Consider the following 22,843-nt stretch of genomic DNA (forward strand, 5'->3'; position numbering starts at 1 on the left):
GTTAGTATGTGGCAACGGCCGAGTGCCGCCGAAATGGCAAAATAATCACACCCAGGAGACTGACCCCATGGCAAGCACCATACCGGGGCAAATGATGCACGTGCCGCTGCTGATCTCGTCGATCCTGCGGCACGCCGCGCGACATCACGGCGACACCGAAATCGTGTCGCGCCGCATCGAAGGCGACATTCACCGTTATACCTACCGCGACCTCCAGCAGCGCGCCAGGCAACTGGCCAAGGCGCTGCATGCGCTTGGCGTCGAGCCGGGCGAGCGCGTCGGCACACTGGCGTGGAACGGTTATCGGCATCTGGAGATCTATTACGCAGTCTCGGGTGCGGGATCGGTCTGCCATACGATCAATCCGCGCCTGTTCCCCGAACAGATCGAATACATCGCCAACCATGCCGACGATCGGTATGTGTTTTTCGACCTGACGTTCCTGCCGCTGGTCGAACGGCTGGCGCCGCATTGCCCTCAAGTGCGCGGCTGGGTGGCAATGACCGATCGGGCGCATATGCCCGCCAGCGAAGTCAGCCTGCTGTGTTACGAAGAGCTGCTCGATGCGCAGGACAGTGACTACGCGTGGCCGGAGTTCGACGAGAACACCGCATCGAGTTTGTGCTACACCTCGGGCACCACCGGCAATCCAAAGGGCGTGCTGTACAGCCACCGCTCCACGGTGCTCCATTCCTATGGCGCGGCGCTGCCCGATTCGATGGCGCTCTCGGCACGCGACTGCGTGCTGCCGGTCGTGCCGATGTTTCACGTCAACGCCTGGGGATTGCCGTATGCCGTGCCACTGACCGGTGCGAAACTCGTGTTTCCGGGCAAGGATCTCGACGGCAAGTCGTTGTACGAACTGTTTGAGACCGAGGGCGTGACCTTTTCGGCCGGCGTGCCCACCGTGTGGCTGGGTTTGCTCGACCATGTCAAGAAAAACGGGCTGCGCTTCAATACGCTCAATCGCACCGTGATCGGCGGCTCCGCATGCGCCCCGGCGATGATCCGTAGCTTCGAGGAAGAGTACGGTGTGCAGGTTATCCATGCCTGGGGCATGAGCGAAATGTCACCGTTGGGCACGCTGTGCAAGCTGCGGGTCAAGCATGCCAATTTGCCGCGTGAGGCGCAGCGCGCGCTGCTCGAGAAGCAGGGCAGCGCAATCTACGGTGTCGACTTGAAGATCGTCGGCCCCGACGGCCAGGAACTGCCTTGGGACGGCGAATCGTTTGGCGATTTGCTGGTGCGCGGGCCGTGGGTGATCGATACGTATTTCAAAGGCGATAAATCGCCGCTCGTCAACGGCTGGTTTCCGACCGGTGATGTGGCGACGATCGATGCCGATGGCTACGTGCATATCACCGACCGCAGCAAGGACGTGATCAAGTCCGGAGGGGAGTGGATCAGTTCGATCGACGTCGAAAACGTCGTGATGGCTCATCCGGCGGTGCATGAGGCCGCTTGCATTGCGATCTCGCATCCGAAGTGGGACGAGCGGCCGCTGCTGGTGATCGTCAAAAAGCCGGGCGCGCAGGTCACGCGTGAGGAAATCCTGAAATTCTATGACGGGCGGGTGGCCAAATGGTGGATTCCGGACGACGTCGTTTTCGTCGACGAGATTCCCCACACGGCCACCGGCAAAATGCAGAAGCTGAAGTTGCGCGAGCAGTTCAAAGACTACGTCGCGCCAGCAAGTGCTTGACAGACCCGCGGGCCGCCCGTCGATTTTTTCCTGAGCACGCGGGTGCGCCGCAAGATTTCCGGCCCGCATTCGACAATCGCGGCCGGGGTTCCATGCGTGATGGCCCCGGCTCCTCGCGATCCCTGGTTAATGGTGCGGGCTGCTGCCGACAGGCTGCCCCAGGTAATGGTCGGTGGCGTGGCATCCGCGCGGAAGGTGCGGGTGATCGAAGGCTCGCTGTCGGTACCCTGGCGGCCCACCTTGAACCAGACTTCATAGTCGCCTTCGGTCCACAGGAAGGAACCGTAGATGGGAACGGTGATGTTGCCGTTCGCTCCCTGAGTGAATTCGGTGATGTCGTGGCTGTTCCAGCCGGAGCCGTCCTTGCGACGTTGCACCATATAGATGCGGTGAATGCCGGCGGCGGCATTGACGGTGATCTTGATGTTTTCGCTGTCGATGCGCGGGTTGTACCAACCGTTGTCGGCCGGCGCGACCCAGGTGGGCCTCGAGGGCGGGGGAGATGCCAGGCGGGTCACGGTGACATCCTTCAGGTGCTGCCGATGAATGCCGCCGTTATAGACCAGCGCCGCATAGACGCGCAGCGTCCATGATCCTTGCGTCAGGTTCGAGATATTGACGCGGCCGGACGTGGTGGCGTTATCTCCCTGATTGGCAAAGCGAGCGACTTCACTGCCGTCGCGGTAGACGATCATATGTGTGGCACCGCTATTGACGTTACCGCTGATGAACACGTCATCGGTGCCATAACCGGCATTGACGGTAGATTGATCGACCGTGCCGGCCAAGGGGCGAACACTCAATGGATAGAACTCGCGGTGATGTGTGTTGCCGCTGACCGCCCAGGCGCTCAGCGAATAGGTTTTGCCGGGCGAGAACTTTGCGGGGTCCAATTGACCTTTGCCATGCAGCGACACGAGGTCGGTGTCGGCCCCGCATTCGTCTCTGGAGTTGCCTCTGGCGAGCCGGGTGGTCTGGCTGGTCCAGTCGGTCGGCATTGGCTTATTGTGAACCCAGATTTCGCATTCCCGGGTGCGATTCATCCAACCGTCGTTGGTGCGCAGGTATGCCTGTAGCGTTTCGTTCATCGAGACTTCAGCGGGGCGCCGGTCCAGCCACGTCCCTGCAGCGTCCGCGGGCATGGGGTAAAGCACGGCAGAGGTAAGCAGGAAAATTAGCCAATAGGCGGGCCGACGGCGTCGTGGTCGCGCGCTGTGTTGTTAAGTTCCGGGTACGACGTCTCACCAAGGCTGCACCGAATGCTTGCAACGAGCGAACTGCCGCAGTGGCTGGGCAGTGAAGAAAGGTTCGAATGTTTTGCGAGAATATCGGCAACACCATGTTGTTAAGCCTGTTACACCTGATGCGGATGAGTGATTAACCACCTGTGCAAGGAAAAGCCGGTGGCCATGCCTTCGCGGCGGAGTTGATCCGAAATGATAGGCAAGCCGAACACCCCGCTACAGCAGAAAAGGGCGGCAATGCGTTTAGAAATTTCTCTAAAAGCGCAGACAAAATAAACCGATCGTGCTATTTTTCGTCTGTGCTCGATCGCGCAGGCATAATTCGACCAACACTTGCAGTTGATCCTTTTCAGGCAGAAGCCCCCCATGACAACCGAATACCAAGTTCGCGACGGCGTGGCCGTCATTACCCTGGCCAATCCTCCGGTCAATGGCCTGGGCCATGCCACGCGCGTTGGCATCGTCGAGGGATTGACCCGGGCAACCGAAGACGACGCCATCCGGGCCGTCGTCATTACGGGGGCGGGTAAGGCATTCTCCGGCGGCGCCGACATTCGCGAGTTCAACACCCCCAAAGCCACCCAGGAGCCGACCTTGCGTACGGTGATCCTGGCCCTCGAGGCCAGTACCAAGCCCGTGGTGGCCGCGATTCACAGCGTGGCGATGGGCGGCGGGCTGGAACTCGCGCTCGGCTGTCATTACCGGGTGGCTGCGCCCGGTGCGCAGATCGCCCTGCCGGAAGTGAAGCTCGGCTTGCTGCCGGGCGGCGGCGGCACCCAGCGGCTGCCGCGCGCAGTGGGGCTGGAAACAGCGTTGAATATGGTGGTATCGGGCAACCCGATAAAGTCTGAAAAACTGGCCGATAGCGGCTTGTTCGATCGCATGATCGAAGGTGACCTGATGGACGGTGCGCTGGCTTTCGCGCACGAGGCGGCCAGCCGGCCCGGCCCGTATCCGCGCCTGCGCGAGCGGGCGGTCGATCACCCGGATGCCGAAGCCTTCATTCAATTTGCCCGCAATACCGTGGCAGCCGCCGCGCGGCATTTTCCGGCGCCGCACAAGTGCGTCGACGCGATCGAAGCGGCGGTCATGAAGCCGTTCGACGAAGGTTTGAAATTCGAGCGCGAATGCTTTGTCGCGCTGGTGCAAACGCCCGAGTCGCGCGCCTTGCGCCACGCCTTTTTCGCCGAGCGCGCGGCCGCCAAGATCGCCGATGTGCCGGACGATACGCCGCGCCGCCCGATTGCCGCCGTGGCCGTTATCGGTGCCGGCACGATGGGGCGGGGTATCGCGATGAATTTTCTCAACGCGGGTCTGCCGGTCACACTGCTCGAAACCGCACAGGCCGCGTTGGACGCGGGCGTGGCGGCGATTCGCCAGACCTACGAGCAAAGCGCCCGCAAAGGCAAGCTCAAGCCGGAAGACGTCGATCAGCGCATGGCATTGCTGCGGCCGACGCTGGCTTATGAGGACATCGCCCAGGCCGATTTGGCGATCGAAGCAGTCTTCGAATCGCTGGAAGTCAAGGAGACGGTTTTCCGCAAGCTGGACGAGGTCATGAAGTCCGGCGCGATATTGGCATCCAACACTTCGACGCTGAACCTCGACACAATCGCCGGTTTCACGCAGCGACCGCAAGACGTGGTCGGGCTGCATTTCTTCAGTCCGGCCAATGTCATGAAGCTGCTCGAAGTGGTGCGCGGGCGTGCCACGGGCAAGGACGTGCTTGCCACGGTGATGGCGCTGGCCAAGAAAATCAGGAAAACGGCGGTGGTGTCCGGTGTGTGCGACGGCTTCATCGGCAATCGCATGCTCGAAAAATACTTCAGCCAGGCGTGGCGCATGCTCGAGGAGGGCGCGTTGCCGCAGCAGATCGATGCCGCGATCGAGAAATTCGGCTTCGCGATGGGGCCGTTCCGCATGAACGATCTGGCCGGCAACGATATCAGTTGGGCAATCCGCAAGCGCCGCTATGCCGAGCAGCCCGATCTCGACTACCCGCGCATCGCCGACCGCTTGTGCGAGGCCGGCCGCTTCGGGCAAAAGGCCGGTGCGGGCTGGTATGACTATGCGCCAGGCGATCGCACGGCGCGGGTCTCGCCGGCAGTCACCGAGATGATCGTTGGCTACTCCAAAGAACTCGGCATCGCGCGACGCGCCATCGACGACCAGGAAATCGTCGAGCGGCTGGTCTACGCGCTGGTCAACGAGGGCGCGCGCATCCTGGAAGAGGGCATTGCCGCGCGGGCCTCCGACATCGACATGGTGTACCTGAGCGGCTACGGTTTCCCGTTGTGGCGCGGCGGTCCGATGCTATATGCCGACACGGTCGGCCTGTACAACGTGCTGCGCGCGGTGCGCCGTTTTGCCAGGATGCCCCATGGCGCGGTCTGGGAACCCGCGCCGCTGCTGGTAAAGCTGGCCCAGGCCGACAAGACCTTTACCGGGTAATGCGAGACACGACCATGCATGCTGGCGACGAGGTGCTGCTGGTGGTCGACGTGCAGAACGATTTCATGCCCGGCGGGGCGCTCGCCGTGCCGCGTGGCGATGAGGTCGTGCCCGTCATCAACCGCCTTGCGGCGCGCTTTGCCCATATCGTGCTTACCCAGGATTGGCATCCGGCCGATCACAGCTCATTTGCCGCGCAGCATGCCGGCCGCCAGCCGTTCGAGTCGATCGCACTGCCTTACGGCGAGCAAGTGCTGTGGCCGGTGCACTGCGTCCAGGGCACGACCGGTGCCAAACTGCATCCCGACTTGCATGCGCCGCACGCGCAACTGGTGGTTCGCAAGGGCTATCACCGCGAGGTCGACAGCTACTCTGCCTTCATGGAAGCCGATCGCCGCACGCCGACCGGGCTGGCAGGTTATCTGCGCGACAAAGGGGTGCGGCATGTGATTTGCGCGGGCCTGGCCACCGACTTTTGTGTTGCCTGGTCCGCCCTCGACGCGCGCGCGGCCGGGTTCGAGGTGAGTGTGATCGAGGACGCGTGCCGAGCCATCGATTTGAACGATTCCCTCGAACTGGCCTGGCAGGCGCTTGCGGCAGCCGGGGTACAGCGCACGACGTCGTCGGCGCTTTGAATAATTTTATTGGAGACACACACTATGCCTGATGCCGTCATCGTATCCACCGCCCGCACCGGGTTGGCCAAATCCTGGCGCGGCGCGCTGAACATGACGCATGGCGCGACGCTCGGCGGACATGTGGTGCAGGCCGCCATCGAGCGCGCCCGACTCGAGCCCGGCGAAGTCGAGGACGTCATCATTGGCTGCGCCAACCCGGAGGGCGCGACCGGCTTCAATATCGCGCGCCAGATCGCCCTGCGCGCCGGCTGTCCGGTCAGCACCGCCGGCATGACGGTCAACCGCTTCTGTTCGTCGGGCCTGCAGACCATCGCGCTGGCGGCGCAGCGCATCATCGCCGGCGAAGGCGAGGTGTATGTGGCAGGCGGTGTCGAATCGATCTCCTGCGTGCAAAACGAGATGAACCGCCACATGGCGCAGGAACATTTTCTGCAGGAAACCAAACCCGCACTCTATTGGCCGATGCTGCAAACGGCCGAGACGGTGGCCAGCCGCTACGGTATTTCGCGCGAGCGGCAGGACGAGTACGGCGTGCAGTCGCAGCAGCGTGCCGCGGCGGCGGCCGCCGCGGGCCGCTTCGACGCCGAGATCGTGCCCTTGACCACGCGCATGGCGGTGGCCGACAAGGCCAGCGGCCGGCTGTTCACGCGCGAGGTCACGCTTGCCGCCGACGAGGGCATTCGCGCCGACACCACCTACGAGGGCGTCGCGAAAATTCGCCCCGCAGTGCCGGGCGGGGTGATCGCGGCCGGTAACGCCAGCCAGTTTTCCGACGGCGCGGCGGCCTGCGTGGTGATGAGCGAGACGCTGGCCGAGCGGCGCGGCCTGCAGCCGCTGGGACGTTTTCGCGGTTTTGCGGTGGCCGGCTGCGAGCCGGACGAAATGGGCATCGGGCCGGTGTACGCGGTGCCCAAACTGCTCGCGCGGGCCGGCCTGGGCGTGGCCGACGTCGGCCTGTGGGAGCTCAACGAGGCCTTTGCCGTGCAGGTGCTGTATTGCCGCGATACGCTCGGCATTCCGAACGATCGGCTGAATGTCAACGGCGGGGCGATCGCGGTGGGGCATCCCTACGGCGTCTCGGGCACGCGCCTGACGGGCCATGCGCTGCTCGAGGGCAAGCGGCGCGGCGCGCGTTACGTGGTCGTGACCATGTGTATCGGCGGCGGGCAAGGCGCGGCGGGGCTGTTCGAGGTGCTGTGACACGCATTGGCGCGCGCGCCGTTATACTTGGGGCCATCGCAACCCGTTAGAAATCTATTGCCATGATCAAGCACATCGTTTTCTTCAAATTCCTGGACCACGCCGAAGGGGCCGACAAGGCTGCCAATCTCGCCAAGGCCAAGCAAATGCTCGACGCCTGCGTCGATCTGGTGCCCGGCATGACGCTGATGGAAATCGCGCTGGCCCAGCCCGGCTTCGATTGCACCTACGATCTGGTGGTCAACAGCGCGTTCGAGAATGCCGCTGCCCTCGACGCCTATCAGAATCACCCGGTTCACGTTGCCGCCAAACAGTTCCTTGGCAAAGTCAAGCAGGAACGGCAGTGCATGGACTACACGGCATAAGCCACCCAAGCAGCGCAACGCCTGCGAAGGCGGGCGCCTGCCCCAATTCCATGGCTGAATTTCCTGTCCCGTCGCCGTTCATCGAACACCTCGGCATTCGCTTCGTGCGGGCCGAGCATGGCGAATCCGAACTGGCGCTCGAGCTGGCGCCTTCCCACTTGAATACCTGGCAGGTCATGCATGGCGGTTTGACGATGACGCTGCTCGACGTGGCGCTGAGCCTGGCCGGGCGCAGCGCGTCACCCGAGGCCAGCGGCCTGGTGACGGTCGAGATGAAAACCACCTTCATGCAGCCGGGCCACGGCACGGTACGCGCTTTCGGGCGTGTATTGCATCGCTCCACCACCATGGTCTATTGCGAGGGCGAGGTGCGCGACGCCGAGGATCGCCTGGTCGCCAAGGCGATGGGAACCTTCAAGTATTTACGCCGGCTGGCGGTGGGACGCGAGATCCATCGCCAGCCGGGCCAACCCAGCGATTGAGCAGAGGAGCCCGTCATGCCGAACGTCAACCGCCAGATTCTGCTGGTATCCCGTCCCCAGGACCACGCCAGTGTCGATAATTTCAGGCTGGTCGAAGCGCCGGTGCCGACGGTGGGCGACGGCCAGGTCCTGGTGCGCAATCATTATCTGTCGCTCGACCCGTATATGCGCGGGCGGATGAACGATACCAAATCGTACGCGCCGCCCCAGCCGCTCAATCAGGTCATGATCGGCGGCACCGTCGGCGAGGTGATCGAGTCGCGCAATCCGCAATGGCGGCCGGGCGACAAGGTCGCCGGCCTGTTCGGCTGGCAGGAGTATGGCCTGTCGGCCGACGGCCGCGACTTGCGCAAAGTCGACGATGCGTTGGCGCCGTTGTCCGCCTACCTTGGCGTGCTGGGCATGCCGGGGGTCACGGCCTGGTACGGCCTGAACCGTATCTGCGAGCCGAAATTCGGCCAGACCGTGGTGGTCAGCGCGGCCAGCGGCGCGGTTGGCAGCGTCGTCGGGCAACTGGCCAAGGTCAAGGGTTGCCGGGTGGTGGGGATTGCCGGCGGTCCGGAGAAATGCCGCTACGTGACCGAAACGCTGGGCTTCGATGCGTGTGTCGACTATAAGGCCGGCCGCCTGTACGAAGACCTCAAGGCGGCGACGCCGGACGGCGTCGATGCGGTTTTCGAGAATGTCGGCGGCGCTGGCCTGGATGCCGTGTTGCGTCGCATGAACGCGTTCGGGCGGATCGCCCTGTGCGGCATGATCGCCGGCTATGACGGCCAGCCGGTGCCGCTGCAGGCGCCCGCCCTGATTCTCACCAATCGCTTGCTGGTGCAAGGCTTTATCGTCAGCGAGCATCCCGATGCGTGGCCGCCGGCGCTGCGCGAACTGGGCGCGCTGGTCGCCAACGGTCACGTGAAATACCGCGAGAGCGTGGCCTACGGCCTGGAAAATGCGCCCGAGGCCTTCCTGGGCCTGCTGCAGGGCAAGAACTTCGGCAAGCAGGTGGTCAAGCTGATCTAACCGCTCGCAGGGCGGCAGGGCCGTGCGACCCGCGCCGCCCCGGTTGGGTTACATCGACTCTTCAAGCATGCGCCGGTAATCGTCGGCGCTGGCTTCGCGCGGATTGGTCTTGTGGCAGTGGTCGCGCAGCGCGCCGTGGATCACCTTGTCGAACATTTCGCGCGTGACGCCCATTTGCGCGAGCCCCGTGGGCAGCCCCAGCCGCGCGTTCATTTCACGAATCGCTTCCGATAGATCGGCATCCGCGGCCAGCCCCATTGCACGCCGCAGCCGCGCATAGCGATGCTCGGCGATGACCGAAGGCGCCTGCGCGTTGAAACGCAGGACGGCCGGCAACACCACCGCGTTGAGCGTGCCGTGATGCAGGTGCAGCGGCAGTCCGCCCAGCGGGTGCGACAGCGAATGTACGGCGCCCAAACCCTTCTGGAATGCCATCGCGCCTTCCATCGACGCGCTCATCATGTGCTTGCGCGCCTCGCGGTCGCTGCCGTCTCGCGTGGCGCGCTCGATGTGTGCCCAGCCGCGCTCCAGGCCGTCCAGCGCAATGCCGTCGGCCGGCGGATTGAAGGCCGGCGCCAGAAAGGTTTCGATGCAGTGAGCGATGGCATCCATGCCGGTGGCCGCCGTCAGCATCGGCGGCAGGCCGAGCGTCAATTCCGGATCGCAAATCGCCGCCTTGGGCATCAAATGCCACGAGTGGAAGCCAAGCTTGCGGCCGTCGTTGAGCACGATGATGGCGCCGCGCGCGACCTCGCTGCCGGTGCCGGCGGTGGTCGGAATCGCAATCAGCGGCGCGACCGCAGCGCTGATCTTCGGGCTGCCGCCTTCGATCGTGGCGTAGGTCACCAGCGGCCCCGGATGGGTGGCCAGGATCGCTACCCCTTTGGCCAGGTCGATCGAAGATCCGCCGCCCAAGGCAATCAGGCCGTCGCAGCCGTGCGCGCGATATTGTTCGGTCGCCTCGATCACCGCCGCCTCGGTCGGGTTCGGCGGCGTGCCGTCGAATACCGGCACCGGCGCGGGCAGCGCGTCCTGAGCGCGCTGCACCAGGCCGGCCGCTGCTACACCCCGGTCAGTGACCAGCAGCGGCTTGCGAATGCCATTGCGCTCGCATTCCTCGGCCAGCCAGCGCACGGCGCCGAAATCGAAACGGATTTGCGTCAAATACAGAATGGTGGACATGAGTCGCGCGTCTCCTCGCTGATGGTGGGTGTCTGCATTATCGCGTCGATTATGACATCATACGGCCGCGTTGCTCGCCCCTGAATCGGCCTTCTTTTCCGCTCGTCGCGCATGCCGTTAAATCCGAAAGTCGCAGCACTGCTGCAAATGATAGAGAACTCGAAATATCCGCCGCTGCATACCCTGACGGTTGCCGAGGCGAGGCAGGCGTATGAACGCTCGGCGCCGATTCTCGACGTGCCGCCCGCGCCGCTGCATCGCGTCGAAGACCTGAGCGTGCCGGTGCGCGACGGCAGCCGCATCGACGCGCGACTGTATCTGCCGCGCGAAGCGAGTTGGGCCGCGCCGCTGCCGGCACTGATGTACCTGCACGGCGGGGGCTTTACGGTCGGCAGCCTGGCCACGCACGACGCGCTATGCCGGCTGCTGGCGCGCGGCGCCGATTGCGCGGTGCTGTCGGTCGCCTATCGGCTCGCGCCCGAGCATCGCTTTCCGAGCGCCGTGCACGATACCTTCGACGCCTTGCACTGGTTGCACGCCGAGTCCCACGCGCTGGGGCTCGACGCGGGCCGCATCGCGATCGGCGGCGACAGCGCGGGCGGTACGCTGGCGACGGTCGGCGCGGTGCTGGCGCGCGATGCCGGGCTGCCGCTGGTGCTGCAAATGCTGTTGTATCCAGGCACCTGCGGCTATCAGGACACAGCGTCGCACCGGCGGCTCGCGCACGGCTATTTTCTGCCGGAAGAAACCATTCAGTGGTTTTTCGAGAACTACATCCGCACCCGTGACGATCGTGACGACTGGCGTTTCGCGCCATTGGACGGCGCGGTATCGGCCCCCGATTTCTCGGGGTTGGCGCCGGCCTGGATCGCCGTGGCGGAATATGACCCGCTGCTCGACGAAGGAATCGCCTATGCGGAAAAACTGCGCCTGGCCGGCAATCGCGTCGAATTGCACCGCTTTGACGGCATGATTCACGAATTCTTCAAGATGCGCCGGCTGGTGCCCGACGTCGCACAGGCGCACGAGGCTGCGATTGCCGCGCTGCGCCGCGCCTTCGATGCGGCGTGAGACGGCTACGACGGCAATTGCGTAAGACTATCGGGCCAATAAAAATCCTTGATTTACAGTCGGGTGGCGATCTCGTAGACTTGAACGGCACGTCTGTCCTACCAAAGCATGGGCGTCGCGACGGCGGGCACAGGATCGCCCGCGGCCGCAGGCGCCTTCCGTCGTTCCCGCAAAACAGGAGGTGCTCAATGTCGTCTCTCAAAGGTTCCAAGACCGAAGGCAATCTGAAGGAAGCATTCGCCGGCGAGTCACAGGCCAATCGACGCTATCTGTATTTCGCAGCCAAGGCCGATGTCGAAGGTTACAACGATGTGTCCGCGGTGTTCCGTTCGACCGCGGAAGGGGAAACCGGGCACGCGCACGGCCACCTCGAGTATCTCGAGCAGTCCGGCGACCCGGTGACCGGCCTGCCGATCGGCCCGACCCGCGACAACCTCAAATCGGCGGTGGCGGGGGAAACCCACGAATACACCGACATGTATCCCGGCATGGCCAAAACCGCCCGGGAAGAGGGTTTCGACGAGATTGCCGACTGGTTCGAAACGCTCGCCAAGGCCGAGCGCTCGCACGCCAACAAATTCCAGCGCACGCTGGACAGCCTGACCGACTGATCCGCCACTCGCATCGGTGGCGCCCTGCAACGGGCGGCGGGCTCGCGGCCCGTCGCCTGTTTGGCGCATCTGCCACAAAAACAAACAGGAGGACCCGATGGCGTCGATTCGCGAAGGCAGTCTGGAGGCGCCGACCCGGCACGCCCTCGACTGGAAGGATGAAGCGTTCTACGACGAGGCCGCGTTGCAGGCCGAAATGGAACGTATCTTCGACATCTGTCATGGCTGCCGCCGCTGCGTGAACCTGTGCGGCGCGTTCCCGACGCTGTTCGATCTGGTCGACGAAGGGCCGACCGGCGAGGTCGACGGCGTGCCGAAAGAAAAATACGCCGACGTCGTCGATCAGTGCTACCTGTGCGACATGTGCTACATGACGAAGTGTCCCTACGTGCCGCCGCACGAGTGGAACGTCGATTTCCCGCATACGATGTTGCGCGCCAAGGCGGTTGCTTTCCGCAAGACCGGCGGCAAATGGCGTGACCGGATATTGTCGTCGACCGACGGGCTGGGCAAGTTCGCCGGCATCCCGATCGTCACCCAGACGGTCAACGCGCTCAACCGTACCGCCGTGGTGCGCGAGGCAATGCAAGGCGCGCTCGGGGTGGACAAAAACGCCTGGGTGCCCGATTACGCGACGCGCAAATTCCGCAGCATCGCGCGCGACGATACCGCACCGGCCGTGCGCGACGGCGAGCGCACCCCTGGCAAGGTGGCGATTTTTTCTACCTGCTACGTCAATTACAACGAACCGGGTATCGGCGAGGATCTGCTGAAAATTCTCCGGCACAACGAGATTCCCTACGAAATCGTTGAGAAGGAGGCGTGCTGCGGTATGCCGAAATTCGAGCTGGGCGATCTGGCGTCGGTGGAAAAGCACAAGGACAAGAATATCCCTGTGCTGCAGCGTTATGCCGAGGCCGGCTATGCGATTCTGTCGGCCATTCCGTCCTGCACGCTGATGTTCAAGCAGGAGTTGCCGCTGCTGTTCGCCGGCGACGCGGCGGTGCGCCAGGTCGGCGCCTCGATGTGGGATCCGTTCGAGTACCTGATGGCGCGCCATCGCGATGGCCTGCTCAAAACCGATTTCAAGCAGCCGCTGGGCAAGGTGTCGTATCACATCCCTTGTCACGGCCGGGTCCAGAATATTGGCCGCAAGACCGAGGAGATGCTCAAGCTGCTGCCGGAAACCACCGTCAACACGGTCGAACGATGTTCGGGGCACGCCGGCACCTGGGGCGTGAAAAAGGCCTATCACGCGACGGCCATGAAAATCGGCCGCCCGGTTTTCAAGGCCATGGCCAAGGACGAGCCGGATTTCATCAGTTCCGACTGCCAGCTCGCGGGTCATCATATTGAACAGGGCATGGGGCAGGCCGAAGGCGCCCGCGTGCCGGAGTTGGCGCATCCGCTCACGCTATTGCGCCGCGCCTACGGAATATAAGGAGTTCGACCGATGTCTATCAGCCGTGAAAGTCTGTGGTCGCTGGAAGAGTATGCGCGCCGTCGCCAGGAATTCCGCGCCGAGGTGATGGCCCACAAGAAGCGGCGCACGGTGGCGGTGGGCGGCCACGTCACGCTGATTTTCGAGGACGAGCTGACGGTGCGCTATCAGATCCAGGAAATGCTGCGTATCGAGCGCACCTTCGAGGAGCGCGGCATTCTCGATGAACTCGACGCCTACAACCCGTTGATCCCGGACGGGCACAATCTCAAGGCGACCATGATGATCGAGTATGCCGATGAAGCCGTGCGCAAGGTCGAACTCGCGCGCCTGCTCGGCGTGCAGGACCGGGTCTATGTGCAGGTCGGCCAGCATCCGCGCGTGTTCGCGGTTGCCGATGAGGATCTCGACCGGCAAAACGAGACCAAAACCTCGTCGGTGCATTTCCTGCGTTTCGAGCTGACGCCAGAGATGATTGCCGAGTTGCGCGGCCAACGCGGCACGGGGGCGCCGAGCCTGGCGATCGGCATCGAGCATCCGAACTACACCTATCGCGTCGATGCGGTGGCGCCCGAGACGCTTGCCGCGCTGGTGCGGGATCTCGCCTGAAATGTTCGGGGCCAGACTCACGGGTGCCCCATGACGATACCATCCTCCCCAGACGTTGCGCCGCCGGACGAAGGCGCTCGCAATACCCGCGACGAAGCACTGCGCGAGCGTCATTGCGCCGCGGTGCAACCGGTGGTGGCGGCGGCGTTCGAGCGCCTGCGCTGGCCCGCCGCACGCCTGCGCGAAGAACGCGAGCGCCGGCTGCGCGCCCTGATCGCCCATGCCCGGCAGCGCTCGCCGTGGCATGCGGCGCGCCTGGCCAGTGTCGATGCGGCCCGGCTTACCGAAGCGGGTTTGCGCGACCTGCCGACCATGACCAAGCACGACCTGATGGCGAACTTCGACGAGATCGCCACCGATCGCCCGTCTGACGCTGCAGCTTGCCAACCGTCATCTGGCGCGGCTCGGCGATCGCGACAGCTACCTGCTCGATGCCTGGCATGCGGTCGCCACCAGCGGCGCGACCGGCCGGCGAGGGGTGTTCGTGTACGGCTGGGACGGCTGGATGGAGTGCTATGCAACGGCGCAACGCTATGCGTTTGCCTATGCGTTGGCCGCCGGCATGGCTGCGTCGCCGCAAAGTGGCTTCGCGATCGCGCAAGTGGCAGCCAATCAGGCCACGCACATGACCTACGCGCTGACCGAAACCTTCAGATCGCCGCAGTTTCGCTTCCATCAATTTCCGGTCACGTCGCCACTGCCGCATATCGTGGGCGGCCTCAACGCCGCCCAGCCGATCGTACTGCAAGGGTATCCGTCGATGCTGGGCCTGCTCGCGCAGGAGGCCGCGGCCGGGCGTCTGACGATTGCGCCGCGTCTGTCGATCGGCATCGGCGAGCCGCTCTACCCATCCACGCGGGAGCGGCTCTCGCGCGCGTTTCCCGCTGCGCCAGTGCAAAACTGGTGGGGTTGCAGCGAGACCAGCGGGCTTGCGATGTCGTGCGGCGCCGGTGCGGGGATGCATTTGAGTGACGACACGCTCATCGTCGAACTGGTCGACGAGAAGGGCGCACCGATTGCGCCCGGCCAGACGGCTGCCAAAATATTCGTGACCAATTTGTTCAACCGGCTCACGCCGCTGATCCGCTATGAGCTGTCGGATCAGCCGACGCTGCTCGACGAACCGTGTCCGTGCGGCTCGGCCCATCGTCGTGTGGCAGATTTGCAGGGCAGGCACGAAGAGAATTTTGCGTACGGCGATGACCGCGGCGAGCGGATCATCGTGCATCCGAAGGTATTCACCTCGGTGCTGTTCAGCGAGGCCGGCATTCTCGACTATCAAGTCTGGCAAACCGCGCGAGGCGCCGAGATCGATTTCCTGCCGGGTGAGGCGCCCGGCGACGCGGTGGATCTCAGCGCGGTAGGCGAGCGTGTAGTGCATGCGCTCGCCGCGCTCGGCGTGCCGTCCCCCGAGGCCGTACTGAGACCGCGTCCTGAACTGGACCGCCGACATGGCGGAAAACTCGTCCGGCATGTGCCGCTGGATCACCCCACCGCACGCCGACACATCGAATCTTCGTAGCGCTCGATCGGCAATCCCGGTTTGCCGGGAAGGTCGCAACGCCGTGGCCGGTGTCGCGCACGCCGGGCTTGCCGCCGGGCAACGCGCATAAGCGCATCGTTTCAAAACTACGCGATTTCGGTCTATTGCCAGTGGGGCGTGGCGCGCTACAGTTTCTCCAAGGTCAATGCAGTCGGTCTCTGGAGTGCAGCATGATAACCACGCCCACGAAAATCGAAAGCGAGCTCGCCACCTTGATCATCGAGGGACTCAACCTCGATATCGATCGTGAACACATCGATCCCGATGGACCGATTTTCGGCGAAGGCCTGGGCCTGGATTCGATCGATGCCCTCGAGTTGGGCATGCTGCTCTCATCGACTTACCACGTGACCATCACGCCGGGCGATAAAAAGAACGACGAGATTTTCAAATCGCTTCGATCGCTCGGACAGTATGTCGAACAGCACCGGCAGGCGTGAACGGCAATGACGCACGATGCGACAGCCGGCGGCGCACGGTACGCGGTGCGTGACGTGGTGCGCAGCGATCATGGCGCGATTCCCGGACACTTTCCCGAACAGCCGGTGGTGCCGGCGGTGGTGATCCTCGAGCGGGTTATGTCGGCCCTGGCTGCCTGGAACGCCGGGGCGCGCGTCGTGCATATCGATCACGCGAAATTCATGCACGTGCTGCGGCCCGATCAGGCGTTCACCATCACCCTGGCACGCGAAGACGACGCTCACTTGCGCTTCGAGTGCACCGACGACGACGGCACGCGCGTTGCCGCAGGCAAGTGCATCGTGCAGGGCCTGGCCTTATGAGCGATATCGCCCGGCAAACTCCAATCTATGTGACGGCCTACACGCTGACCAGCGCGCTGGGCGTGGGCAACCAGGCGGCGCTGCGGGCCTTGCAGACGGGGCGAGGCGGACTGCGCGAGGTGACGCTGCGTGCCGGCGGCCAGACCTGGCTCGGCCTGATCGATGGCGCGGCCGATGCGCCGGTGCCGGCCGCGTTGGCGCAGTACGATTGCCGGGCGCACCGTATTCTCGGCAGCGCGCTGGCGCAAGACGGATTCGCGCCAGCAGTGCGGCGCGCGGCCGAGCGCTACGGCGCGCAGCGGATCGGCTGCTTCATCGGCACCATCGCCTCGGGCCTGGCCGAACTGGAGGCTCGCTATGTGGGCTGCGATCCCGCCCATGGCGATCTTGGCCCGGACGTGCGTGTGAGGCATACCGCACATCTGGCTTCGGCCACCGAGTTTTGCTGCCGCGTACTGGGCATCGACGGACCGGCAGCGACCATATCGACCGCCTGCTCCTCGAGTGCGAAGGTGTTTGCCAGTGCGTATCGGCATCTCCAGGCCGGCCTGTGCGACGCGGCCGTGGTGGCGGGGATCGATTGCGCCAACGAGGGATTCATCTACGGTTTTCGCTCGCTCGGGCTGCTCTCCGAAGCGCCGTGCCGCCCCTGGGATAAGGCGCGCGACGGCATCAGCATCGGCGAGGCGGCCGGCTTTGCGCTGCTCGAGAGGGTGCCGCATGAGACCGGGCCTGGAGCGATCGCCCTGACGGGCTTTGGCGAGAGCAGCGACGCTTATCATATGACCGCGCCTCATCCGGAGGGCGCCGGCGCACGCGCGGCCATCGAACTGGCATTGCAGCGCGCCGGACTGGATGCCGATGAGATCGATTATGTCAATCTGCACGGCAGCGGCAGCCCATCGAACGACAGCGCGGAAGATGCAGCGATTGCGGCGGTGTTCGGCGACGGCTGCCTTTGCAGCTCGACCAAAGGCTGGACCGGTCACACGCAGGGTGCGGCCGGCATTACCGAGGCGGTCATTTCGTTTTTGTCGATACGTGCCGGCCTCGTCCCCGCGAACCTGAATGCGCGCGAGATCGACCCGGCGCTGCGCACGCCGGTGGCGCTGGAGACGCTGCAGCGGCCGCTCAAGCGCGTGCTGAGCAATTCATTCGGCTTTGGCGGCAACAACTGCGCGCTCGTCTTTGAGGCACTCGCATGACTCCCCTGTTCGTCGATGCCGTCGAGATGCTCGGCCCCGGCGTGCGCGACTGGGCACAGGGCGCGGCGCTGTTGCGCGAGCCGTGCGACGGCGCACTCGGCGATCTGCCAAGCGGCGAACCGTCGATGCTGGCACCCAACGAACGGCGTCGCACCACCACAGCGATTCGCCTGGCGTTGCGCGTGACCGAGCAACTGGCCGCGCGCGCGCCGCTCGACGTGTCCCTCATCGCCTCGGTGTTCACCTCGTCGGCCGGCGATCTGCACGTGACCGACCGTGTGTGCATGGCCCTTGGCCAGCCCGGCGCGCCGGTCTCGCCGATTCATTTCCACAACATCGTGCACAACGCCACGGCCGGTTACTGGTCGATTGGCGCGCACGCGCAGGCCGGTTCGGTCAGCCTGAGCGCAGGCGAGGCGAGCTTTGCCGCCGGCTTGCTCGAAGCGCTCTCGATCGTCGTGAGCGAGCAGGCCCCGGTGCTGCTGGTCTCCTACGAGCAGCCGGCGCCGGCCATCATCGACCGCCACTTGCCGATCTGCGCGCCGTTTGCCACCGCCATGCTGGTCAGCGGCCGGGCGCTCGGTGCGCGCGGTTGGGCACTGAACGTGGAACGCATTCCCGGTTGCCCGGCCTCGCGCATGACACATCCGGCCTGGGAGGACTTGCGGGCCGGCAACGCAGCGGCGCGTGCATTGCCATTGCTCGAATGCATGGCCACGGACCGCCGCGAGCGGATTTTCCTGGATGCGGGAGGAGCAGCGAGTGTCGCAGTCGATATCGCACCGATTGGTCGCGCATGAGATCTACCGCCGCATTCCGCACGACGGCGCGATGCGCTTGCTCGATGCCGTGACGGACTGGGACGACACGATGATCGAGTGCGCGGCCGGCTCGCATGCCGATCCCGAGCATCCGCTGCGCTGGCTCGGCCGGCTGGCCGGCGTGCATGCGATCGAATATGCGGCGCAGGCGGTTGCGTTGCATGCCAGCCTGGTCAGCGGCGACGCGCCGCTGCGGCGGGCCTATGTGGCCGCGTTTCGGCGTGTCGATTTGCTTGCAGAACGCCTCGATACGCTCGGCGCCGCGCCGCTGGCGGTTCGCGCCACGCTCAAGGCCGCGCAGGGCGGCGGCGCGCAATATGCGTTCGACGTGTGCTGTGCGGCGCAAACCCTGACGCGAGGCATGATGACGGTCGCCATCGAGCGAGGCGTGCCATGACATCGGCGACCGCCAGGCGAGCGCTCGTCACCGGCGGCAGCGGCGCATTGGGCGCGGCGATTTGCCGCCGCCTGGCGCGCCAGGGTTGCCATGTGATCGTGCATGCGCACCGCAACCCGGCGCGCGCACAGGCCGTCGCCGACGAAATCGTCGGGCACGGCGGCAGCGCCGAGACGGTCGGCTTCGACGTGATCGACAACGCGGGGGCCGCGCAGGCGCTGGCTTACCTGCTTGAAGCGGGGCCGATCCAGGTGGTCGTCAACAACGCGGGCGTGCATGACGATGCGCCGCTGGCCGGCATGACGTTCGAGCAGTGGCGGCGCGTTGTCGAGGTGTCGCTGCACGGGTTTTTCAACGTCACGCAGCCGCTGCTGCTGCCGATGATCCGCACCCGCTGGGGGCGGGTGATCAGTGTGTCGTCGGTGGTGGGCAGCATCGGCAATCGCGGGCAGGGCAATTACGCGGCGGCCAAGGCAGGACTGCATGGGGTCACCAAAGCGCTCGCGCTGGAACTTGCCACGCGCGGCGTCACGGTCAATGCGATCGCGCCCGGTTTTATCGCCGCCGGCATGGCCGAGGGGATTGCGCAAAGCGTGATCGACGCGGTGGTGCCGATGAAGCGCGCGGGCGGCGCCGACGAAGTGGCCGCCGCGGTCGGTTACCTGGCATTGGACGAGGCAGCTTACGTGACCGGGCAGATCTTGGGCATCAGCGGCGGACTCGGATGAGTCGCCGCGAAGGAGGAGGACGATGGCGCACGAATTGGAGGACCTGAGCAATCAATTGGGATACTACCGGCTGCTCGAATCATCGGAGCGGGCGCGCTGGATTTTTCGCGAACAGCCGTGGGACGAGATCGACACGAGCAAAGTGACGCCGGCTCTGATCGAAGACGTGAAAATCGCCGCGTATGCGGAATTGACGACGTTCTCCGCCACCGCGGCGTTCATGCAACTGCTGCACGACGATGTGGACTTCACGCAATGGCTGTCGGTGTGGTTCTACGAGGAGACCAAGCATCCGTTGGCGTTGATCCGCTGGCTCGGCCGCCTCGGTGTGCCGGTTGCGCAGGAGTTCATTCACCGTGGGCGCAGGATCACCCCGATGACGCATTCGCCGGTCGAGATGCTGACCTCGAACATCTGCTCGGAAATCGCCGCGAACACTGCCTATAACCAGTTCGCCAAAACGGTCGAGGAGCCGGTGCTGGTGCAGATCGTCAAGGACCTGGCGCGCGACGAAATGCGCCATTCGGTGGGTTTCGAGTTTTACTGCAAGCAGACCATCGAGCGCTCGGACGACCCCGAGCGCGAGCGTCTGGTGGCGCTGCGCACGGCGTGGTTCCTGCTGCAGCCGGCCAGCGACGGGGTGACGCAGCATCCGGTATTCATGACGCTGCTGAAAATGCATTGCCTCGATATCGCGGAAGTCGAGCGGCGCTACCGCGAGCACATCGTCATGCGGATCGCCAAAATGCTCGAGCTCGATATACCCGGTCCCGATGCGTTCTTTGAGGTCTACACAGAGCTCAAGAAACGCTATCGCGCCGAGCGGCGCCCAGCGCATGCGACGTGAGCCGGCGAGCGCGCCCGGCGCACTGGATAGCGGGCAGCTGCGGCCGCTGGAGGCCGAAACCAGCGTAACGGATCTGGCGGTCGAAGGGGCGCTTCCGCCTGAACTCGACGGACTGTATGTGCGCAACAGCTTCAATCCCCACCCGGCGCTGTCCGGTGGCGATGGCGTGCCCGCCCACCTCTTCCTGGGCGACGGCATGATCCATGGCGTGCGTCTGGCGGCGGGGCGTGCCTGCTGGTATCGAAATCGCTGGGTGCGCACGCAGAGCCTTGCCGCGGCGACCGGCCAGGCGGCGTTGCCGGGCCCGCTCGACCGGCGTTGGGTCCCGCACAACCCAGCCAATCTGAATGTCATCGCGCACGCTGGGCGCCTGCTGGCGCTGTGCGACGTCGGCATGCCGTATGCGTTGAATTCGGATCTCGAAACGCAGGGCTGCTACGATTTCGACGGCCAGCTGGCAGCCAATATGAGCGCCCACCCGAAGCGCGATCCGGCCACCGGCGAACTGCATTTCGTGAATTACCGGCCGTGGCGGCCGTGGGTCACCTACTTTTGCGCCGATCCGGCCGGGCGCATCGTGCGCCGCCAGGCGATCGACGTTGCCGGGGCGACGGCCATGCACGATTTCGCCATCACACGGCGCTTCGCGGTGTTCATCGATCAGCCGCTGGTGTTCGAGCGGCCGCCGCGCCCCGGCGGCGGTCTGCCGTTTTGCTGGGATGGCGGCTATGCGATGCGGCTGGGCTTGCTCGAGTTGCATCGGCACGATGCCCCCGTGCGCTGGTTCGAGATCGAGCCGTGCTTTATCCCGCATGTGCTCAACGCCTTCGACGATGGCCAGGCCGTGGTGCTGCGCGCGGTGGTCAGCGACCCGTATTACATGACCGGCGACGCGCCGCGTGCGCAGGCATGTCTGGGCATGCACGAGTGGCGCATCGACCTGGCCAGCGGCCGCGTCGCGCACCATTGCCTGAGCAACGCGCCGGGCGAGCTGCCGCGCCTGGACGAACGGTGTGTTGGGCGCCCGCACCGCTACGGCTATGCGGCGGAGATTCGGCTGGCGCAGGCATGGCATGCGTGCGGTGGCCTGTTCAAATACGATTTCGCACGCGACGAAGTGATCAAGCACGACGTTGGGCCTGACGCGATGGCCGCCGAACCGGTGTTCATCGCCGCGCATGCCTCGGCCGGCGAGGACGAAGGATGGGTTCTGAGCTTTGTCTACGACGCTACGACCGATCGCAGCGCGTTGATCGTGCTCGATGCCCGGCACTTCGATCATGCACCGCTGGCCCGCATCAGCTTGCCGCAGCGCGTGCCCTACGGGGCGCACGGCAGTTGGGTGCCTCGCGTTGACCTGGGCGAGTCGCCGTGCCGGTCATGTCGGTAACACGCCTGCACGTGAGAGCCTGGCGGCACTTGCCGCAGGTACTGGCCGCGACGCTCGGCTCCGCCATGCAGGCGCGCGGCGCGCCGGGCTGTCTGGCGGTTGCTGTGCTCAGCGAAAGCTTGCGTACCTATTGGACCCGCACCGCGTGGCAGGACGAAGCGGCGATGCTGGCCTACGTCAAGGCCGGCAAGCACGGCAGAATCATGGGACGCGTGATGCTTTGGTGTGACGAGAGTTCGGTAGTGCACTGGACCGAGGACGTCGATGAGCTGCCGACGTGGCAGATCGCTCATCGCCGCCTGAGCGAGCAGGGCCGGCATTTTCCGCCGCCGCGTGCCGCCGCGGGGCCGGCGCCGCTGTCGGCCCCGTTCCCGGCGCCATGCGCTCGCCGTTGGCGAGAATTACGCATCAAGTGAGTCAAACGGCGCGCGCTCGAGCAGGCGCTGCCAAAGTAACGACCAGGCGGACCAGTCGTGTCCGCCGTCGATCACCGCGGTGCGCTCGGCGGGTAGTTGCCGTTGCAGCAGCTCGCTGCCCAGCGCGAACGGGTCGCCGCGCGCGTAGCCCAGGTAGAGCCTGGGCAGGGTGCCCGGATCGAGCAGCCGCTGCTGCATCCACCGCAGCACGCGCCACTCCATGTCCCCCGGCGCTTCCTCGCTTGGATGCCAGGCATGCAGGCCGCCCGCATCGCGCACTTCGGTAACGACGCGCCGGCTGCCGAGATAGGGGGCCAGCAGAACGGTGCCATCGACCCGGCCGGGCCGCGCGCGGTTGTATATCAGCGCACCCATGCCGCCGAGCGACGTGCCCAGAAACCACAGGCGGCGAATGTCGCGCTCGCGCATGACGCGTTCGATATGCTGGTCGAGGCGATCCACCAGGGTTTCGTCGGCGTAATAAGGGAAGCCCGCTTCGGCCGCGAGGGCATCGACGGGCAAATGCCGTTCGCGCAGCCCCTGCACCACGTCATTTCGAAAAAACGATTCCGGATGGTCGCCGACGCCCGGCAACATCACCAGCAGAATGCGCTCGCCGGAGCGCTCGGGTGTGGGATCGTGAAGAGTCTTCATGGGAGCGTCGAGCAGTGCTTCATTAGATCACGGGCGGGGCGATCTGC

The 22,843-nt window shown here is 65.0% G+C and carries 24 protein-coding genes; 21 read left to right on the forward strand and 3 right to left on the reverse strand.

Features of this window, described 5'->3' with window-relative positions; translation table 11 throughout:
* Positions 1-67 precede the first annotated feature (67 nt).
* Positions 68-1,702 (forward strand): 3-(methylthio)propionyl-CoA ligase, encoded by a 1,635-nt coding sequence (locus PATSB16_RS08205; protein WP_047213690.1) that lies wholly within the window; start codon positions 68-70, stop codon positions 1,700-1,702.
* On the opposite strand, the gene PATSB16_RS08210 is transcribed toward PATSB16_RS08205, so the two are convergent.
* Positions 1,678-2,700 (reverse strand): hypothetical protein, encoded by a 1,023-nt coding sequence (locus PATSB16_RS08210; protein ID WP_156884670.1) that lies wholly within the window; start codon positions 2,698-2,700, stop codon positions 1,678-1,680. The two genes, PATSB16_RS08205 and PATSB16_RS08210, sit on opposite strands and share 25 nt — an antisense overlap.
* A gap of 612 nt (positions 2,701-3,312) precedes the next feature.
* On the opposite strand from PATSB16_RS08210, the gene PATSB16_RS08215 reads away from it, so the two are divergent.
* From PATSB16_RS08215 to PATSB16_RS08240, 6 genes are all read left to right on the forward strand, one after another.
* Positions 3,313-5,397, forward strand: a complete 2,085-nt coding sequence (locus PATSB16_RS08215) for a 3-hydroxyacyl-CoA dehydrogenase NAD-binding domain-containing protein (RefSeq protein WP_047213693.1) — start codon at positions 3,313-3,315, stop codon at positions 5,395-5,397.
* Between the two features lie 14 nt (positions 5,398-5,411).
* Positions 5,412-6,032 (forward strand): bifunctional nicotinamidase/pyrazinamidase, encoded by a 621-nt coding sequence (gene pncA / locus PATSB16_RS08220; protein ID WP_047213694.1) that lies wholly within the window; start codon positions 5,412-5,414, stop codon positions 6,030-6,032.
* 24 nt (positions 6,033-6,056) lie between these two features.
* Complete coding sequence (locus tag PATSB16_RS08225; protein ID WP_047213696.1) at positions 6,057-7,235, forward strand: acetyl-CoA C-acyltransferase; 1,179 nt, start codon at positions 6,057-6,059, stop codon at positions 7,233-7,235.
* Positions 7,236-7,297: 62 nt separating this feature from the next.
* Complete coding sequence (locus tag PATSB16_RS08230; protein WP_047213697.1) at positions 7,298-7,600, forward strand: Dabb family protein; 303 nt, start codon at positions 7,298-7,300, stop codon at positions 7,598-7,600.
* A gap of 50 nt (positions 7,601-7,650) precedes the next feature.
* Entirely contained in the window at positions 7,651-8,082 is a 432-nt protein-coding gene (locus PATSB16_RS08235) for a PaaI family thioesterase (RefSeq protein WP_047213699.1), read from the forward strand.
* Positions 8,083-8,097: 15 nt separating this feature from the next.
* On the forward strand, positions 8,098-9,099 hold the full coding sequence (locus PATSB16_RS08240) for an NADP-dependent oxidoreductase (RefSeq protein ID WP_047213700.1): 1,002 nt from the start codon (positions 8,098-8,100) through the stop codon (positions 9,097-9,099).
* A 48-nt stretch (positions 9,100-9,147) separates the two neighbouring features.
* Here the strand turns inward: PATSB16_RS08240 and PATSB16_RS08245 are convergent, their stop codons facing one another.
* Positions 9,148-10,281 carry an iron-containing alcohol dehydrogenase gene (locus PATSB16_RS08245; RefSeq protein ID WP_047213702.1) on the reverse strand — a complete coding sequence of 378 codons (1,134 nt, stop codon included), beginning with the start codon at positions 10,279-10,281 and terminating at the stop codon, positions 9,148-9,150.
* Positions 10,282-10,392: 111 nt separating this feature from the next.
* Here PATSB16_RS08245 and PATSB16_RS08250 point away from each other — a divergent pair, with 111 nt between their 5' ends.
* The 14 genes from PATSB16_RS08250 (at position 10,393) to PATSB16_RS08315 (ending at position 22,142) form a co-directional block, all read left to right on the forward strand.
* Complete coding sequence (locus PATSB16_RS08250; protein ID WP_047213703.1) at positions 10,393-11,352, forward strand: alpha/beta hydrolase; 960 nt, start codon at positions 10,393-10,395, stop codon at positions 11,350-11,352.
* Positions 11,353-11,540: 188 nt separating this feature from the next.
* Positions 11,541-11,963, forward strand: coding sequence for a rubrerythrin family protein (locus PATSB16_RS08255; protein ID WP_047213704.1), 423 nt, complete (start codon positions 11,541-11,543; stop codon positions 11,961-11,963).
* A 97-nt stretch (positions 11,964-12,060) separates the two neighbouring features.
* Positions 12,061-13,404 carry a heterodisulfide reductase-related iron-sulfur binding cluster gene (locus PATSB16_RS08260; RefSeq protein WP_047213705.1) on the forward strand — a complete coding sequence of 448 codons (1,344 nt, stop codon included), beginning with the start codon at positions 12,061-12,063 and terminating at the stop codon, positions 13,402-13,404.
* Positions 13,405-13,416: 12 nt separating this feature from the next.
* The gene (locus PATSB16_RS08265; RefSeq protein ID WP_047213707.1) at positions 13,417-14,013 is read left to right on the forward strand and encodes a DUF3501 family protein; all 597 of its coding nucleotides are present in this window, start codon (positions 13,417-13,419) and stop codon (positions 14,011-14,013) included.
* A 484-nt stretch (positions 14,014-14,497) separates the two neighbouring features.
* Positions 14,498-15,535: a phenylacetate--CoA ligase family protein gene (locus PATSB16_RS08270; RefSeq protein WP_156884672.1), complete on the forward strand. Its 1,038-nt coding sequence runs from the start codon at positions 14,498-14,500 to the stop codon at positions 15,533-15,535.
* Positions 15,536-15,726: 191 nt separating this feature from the next.
* Positions 15,727-15,996 (forward strand): phosphopantetheine-binding protein, encoded by a 270-nt coding sequence (locus PATSB16_RS08275; RefSeq protein ID WP_047213710.1) that lies wholly within the window; start codon positions 15,727-15,729, stop codon positions 15,994-15,996.
* Between the two features lie 6 nt (positions 15,997-16,002).
* Positions 16,003-16,338 (forward strand): ApeI family dehydratase, encoded by a 336-nt coding sequence (locus PATSB16_RS08280; protein WP_047213712.1) that lies wholly within the window; start codon positions 16,003-16,005, stop codon positions 16,336-16,338.
* Positions 16,335-17,543: a beta-ketoacyl-ACP synthase gene (locus tag PATSB16_RS08285; RefSeq protein WP_047213714.1), complete on the forward strand. Its 1,209-nt coding sequence runs from the start codon at positions 16,335-16,337 to the stop codon at positions 17,541-17,543. Before PATSB16_RS08280 ends, PATSB16_RS08285 begins: the two co-directional genes overlap by 4 nt.
* Positions 17,540-18,343, forward strand: coding sequence for a beta-ketoacyl synthase chain length factor (locus PATSB16_RS08290; RefSeq protein ID WP_052892623.1), 804 nt, complete (start codon positions 17,540-17,542; stop codon positions 18,341-18,343). The genes PATSB16_RS08285 and PATSB16_RS08290 overlap by 4 nt, the downstream gene beginning before the upstream one ends.
* Positions 18,306-18,761, forward strand: coding sequence for a hotdog family protein (locus PATSB16_RS08295; RefSeq protein WP_156884674.1), 456 nt, complete (start codon positions 18,306-18,308; stop codon positions 18,759-18,761). Before PATSB16_RS08290 ends, PATSB16_RS08295 begins: the two co-directional genes overlap by 38 nt.
* Complete coding sequence (gene fabG / locus PATSB16_RS08300; RefSeq protein WP_047213717.1) at positions 18,758-19,489, forward strand: 3-oxoacyl-ACP reductase FabG; 732 nt, start codon at positions 18,758-18,760, stop codon at positions 19,487-19,489. The genes PATSB16_RS08295 and fabG overlap by 4 nt, the downstream gene beginning before the upstream one ends.
* A gap of 22 nt (positions 19,490-19,511) precedes the next feature.
* Positions 19,512-20,336, forward strand: coding sequence for a ferritin-like domain-containing protein (locus PATSB16_RS20840; protein WP_047213719.1), 825 nt, complete (start codon positions 19,512-19,514; stop codon positions 20,334-20,336).
* Positions 20,326-21,726, forward strand: a complete 1,401-nt coding sequence (locus PATSB16_RS08310) for a carotenoid oxygenase family protein (protein ID WP_047213720.1) — start codon at positions 20,326-20,328, stop codon at positions 21,724-21,726. Before PATSB16_RS20840 ends, PATSB16_RS08310 begins: the two co-directional genes overlap by 11 nt.
* On the forward strand, positions 21,717-22,142 hold the full coding sequence (locus PATSB16_RS08315) for a hypothetical protein (RefSeq protein WP_156884676.1): 426 nt from the start codon (positions 21,717-21,719) through the stop codon (positions 22,140-22,142). Before PATSB16_RS08310 ends, PATSB16_RS08315 begins: the two co-directional genes overlap by 10 nt.
* Here the strand turns inward: PATSB16_RS08315 and PATSB16_RS08320 are convergent.
* Positions 22,128-22,796, reverse strand: coding sequence for an alpha/beta fold hydrolase (locus PATSB16_RS08320; RefSeq protein ID WP_047213722.1), 669 nt, complete (start codon positions 22,794-22,796; stop codon positions 22,128-22,130). The two genes, PATSB16_RS08315 and PATSB16_RS08320, sit on opposite strands and share 15 nt — an antisense overlap.
* Positions 22,797-22,843 lie beyond the last annotated feature (47 nt).

Source organism: Pandoraea thiooxydans, assembly GCF_001931675.1.
In the GTDB taxonomy this organism is placed as follows: domain Bacteria; phylum Pseudomonadota; class Gammaproteobacteria; order Burkholderiales; family Burkholderiaceae; genus Pandoraea; species Pandoraea thiooxydans.

Bases quoted from the DNA above. Each gene is read 5' to 3' on its own strand.
- PATSB16_RS08210 (WP_156884670.1), bottom strand. From the start codon at position 2,700: ATGCCGACCGACTGGACCAGCCAGACCACCCGGCTCGCCAGAGGCAAC.
- PATSB16_RS08260 (WP_047213705.1), top strand. From the start codon at position 12,061: ATGGCGTCGATTCGCGAAGGCAGTCTGGAGGCGCCGACCCGGCACGCC.
- fabG (WP_047213717.1), top strand. From the start codon at position 18,758: ATGACATCGGCGACCGCCAGGCGAGCGCTCGTCACCGGCGGCAGCGGC.
- PATSB16_RS08205 (WP_047213690.1), top strand. From the start codon at position 68: ATGGCAAGCACCATACCGGGGCAAATGATGCACGTGCCGCTGCTGATC.
- PATSB16_RS08320 (WP_047213722.1), bottom strand. From the start codon at position 22,796: ATGAAGACTCTTCACGATCCCACACCCGAGCGCTCCGGCGAGCGCATT.
- PATSB16_RS08240 (WP_047213700.1), top strand. From the start codon at position 8,098: ATGCCGAACGTCAACCGCCAGATTCTGCTGGTATCCCGTCCCCAGGAC.
- PATSB16_RS08230 (WP_047213697.1), top strand. From the start codon at position 7,298: ATGATCAAGCACATCGTTTTCTTCAAATTCCTGGACCACGCCGAAGGG.
- PATSB16_RS08235 (WP_047213699.1), top strand. From the start codon at position 7,651: ATGGCTGAATTTCCTGTCCCGTCGCCGTTCATCGAACACCTCGGCATT.
- PATSB16_RS08245 (WP_047213702.1), bottom strand. From the start codon at position 10,281: ATGTCCACCATTCTGTATTTGACGCAAATCCGTTTCGATTTCGGCGCC.
- PATSB16_RS08310 (WP_047213720.1), top strand. From the start codon at position 20,326: ATGCGACGTGAGCCGGCGAGCGCGCCCGGCGCACTGGATAGCGGGCAG.
- PATSB16_RS08275 (WP_047213710.1), top strand. From the start codon at position 15,727: ATGATAACCACGCCCACGAAAATCGAAAGCGAGCTCGCCACCTTGATC.
- PATSB16_RS20840 (WP_047213719.1), top strand. From the start codon at position 19,512: ATGGCGCACGAATTGGAGGACCTGAGCAATCAATTGGGATACTACCGG.
- PATSB16_RS08255 (WP_047213704.1), top strand. From the start codon at position 11,541: ATGTCGTCTCTCAAAGGTTCCAAGACCGAAGGCAATCTGAAGGAAGCA.
- PATSB16_RS08280 (WP_047213712.1), top strand. From the start codon at position 16,003: ATGACGCACGATGCGACAGCCGGCGGCGCACGGTACGCGGTGCGTGAC.
- PATSB16_RS08250 (WP_047213703.1), top strand. From the start codon at position 10,393: ATGCCGTTAAATCCGAAAGTCGCAGCACTGCTGCAAATGATAGAGAAC.
- PATSB16_RS08285 (WP_047213714.1), top strand. From the start codon at position 16,335: ATGAGCGATATCGCCCGGCAAACTCCAATCTATGTGACGGCCTACACG.
- PATSB16_RS08290 (WP_052892623.1), top strand. From the start codon at position 17,540: ATGACTCCCCTGTTCGTCGATGCCGTCGAGATGCTCGGCCCCGGCGTG.
- PATSB16_RS08265 (WP_047213707.1), top strand. From the start codon at position 13,417: ATGTCTATCAGCCGTGAAAGTCTGTGGTCGCTGGAAGAGTATGCGCGC.
- PATSB16_RS08225 (WP_047213696.1), top strand. From the start codon at position 6,057: ATGCCTGATGCCGTCATCGTATCCACCGCCCGCACCGGGTTGGCCAAA.
- PATSB16_RS08315 (WP_156884676.1), top strand. From the start codon at position 21,717: ATGTCGGTAACACGCCTGCACGTGAGAGCCTGGCGGCACTTGCCGCAG.
- PATSB16_RS08215 (WP_047213693.1), top strand. From the start codon at position 3,313: ATGACAACCGAATACCAAGTTCGCGACGGCGTGGCCGTCATTACCCTG.
- pncA (WP_047213694.1), top strand. From the start codon at position 5,412: ATGCATGCTGGCGACGAGGTGCTGCTGGTGGTCGACGTGCAGAACGAT.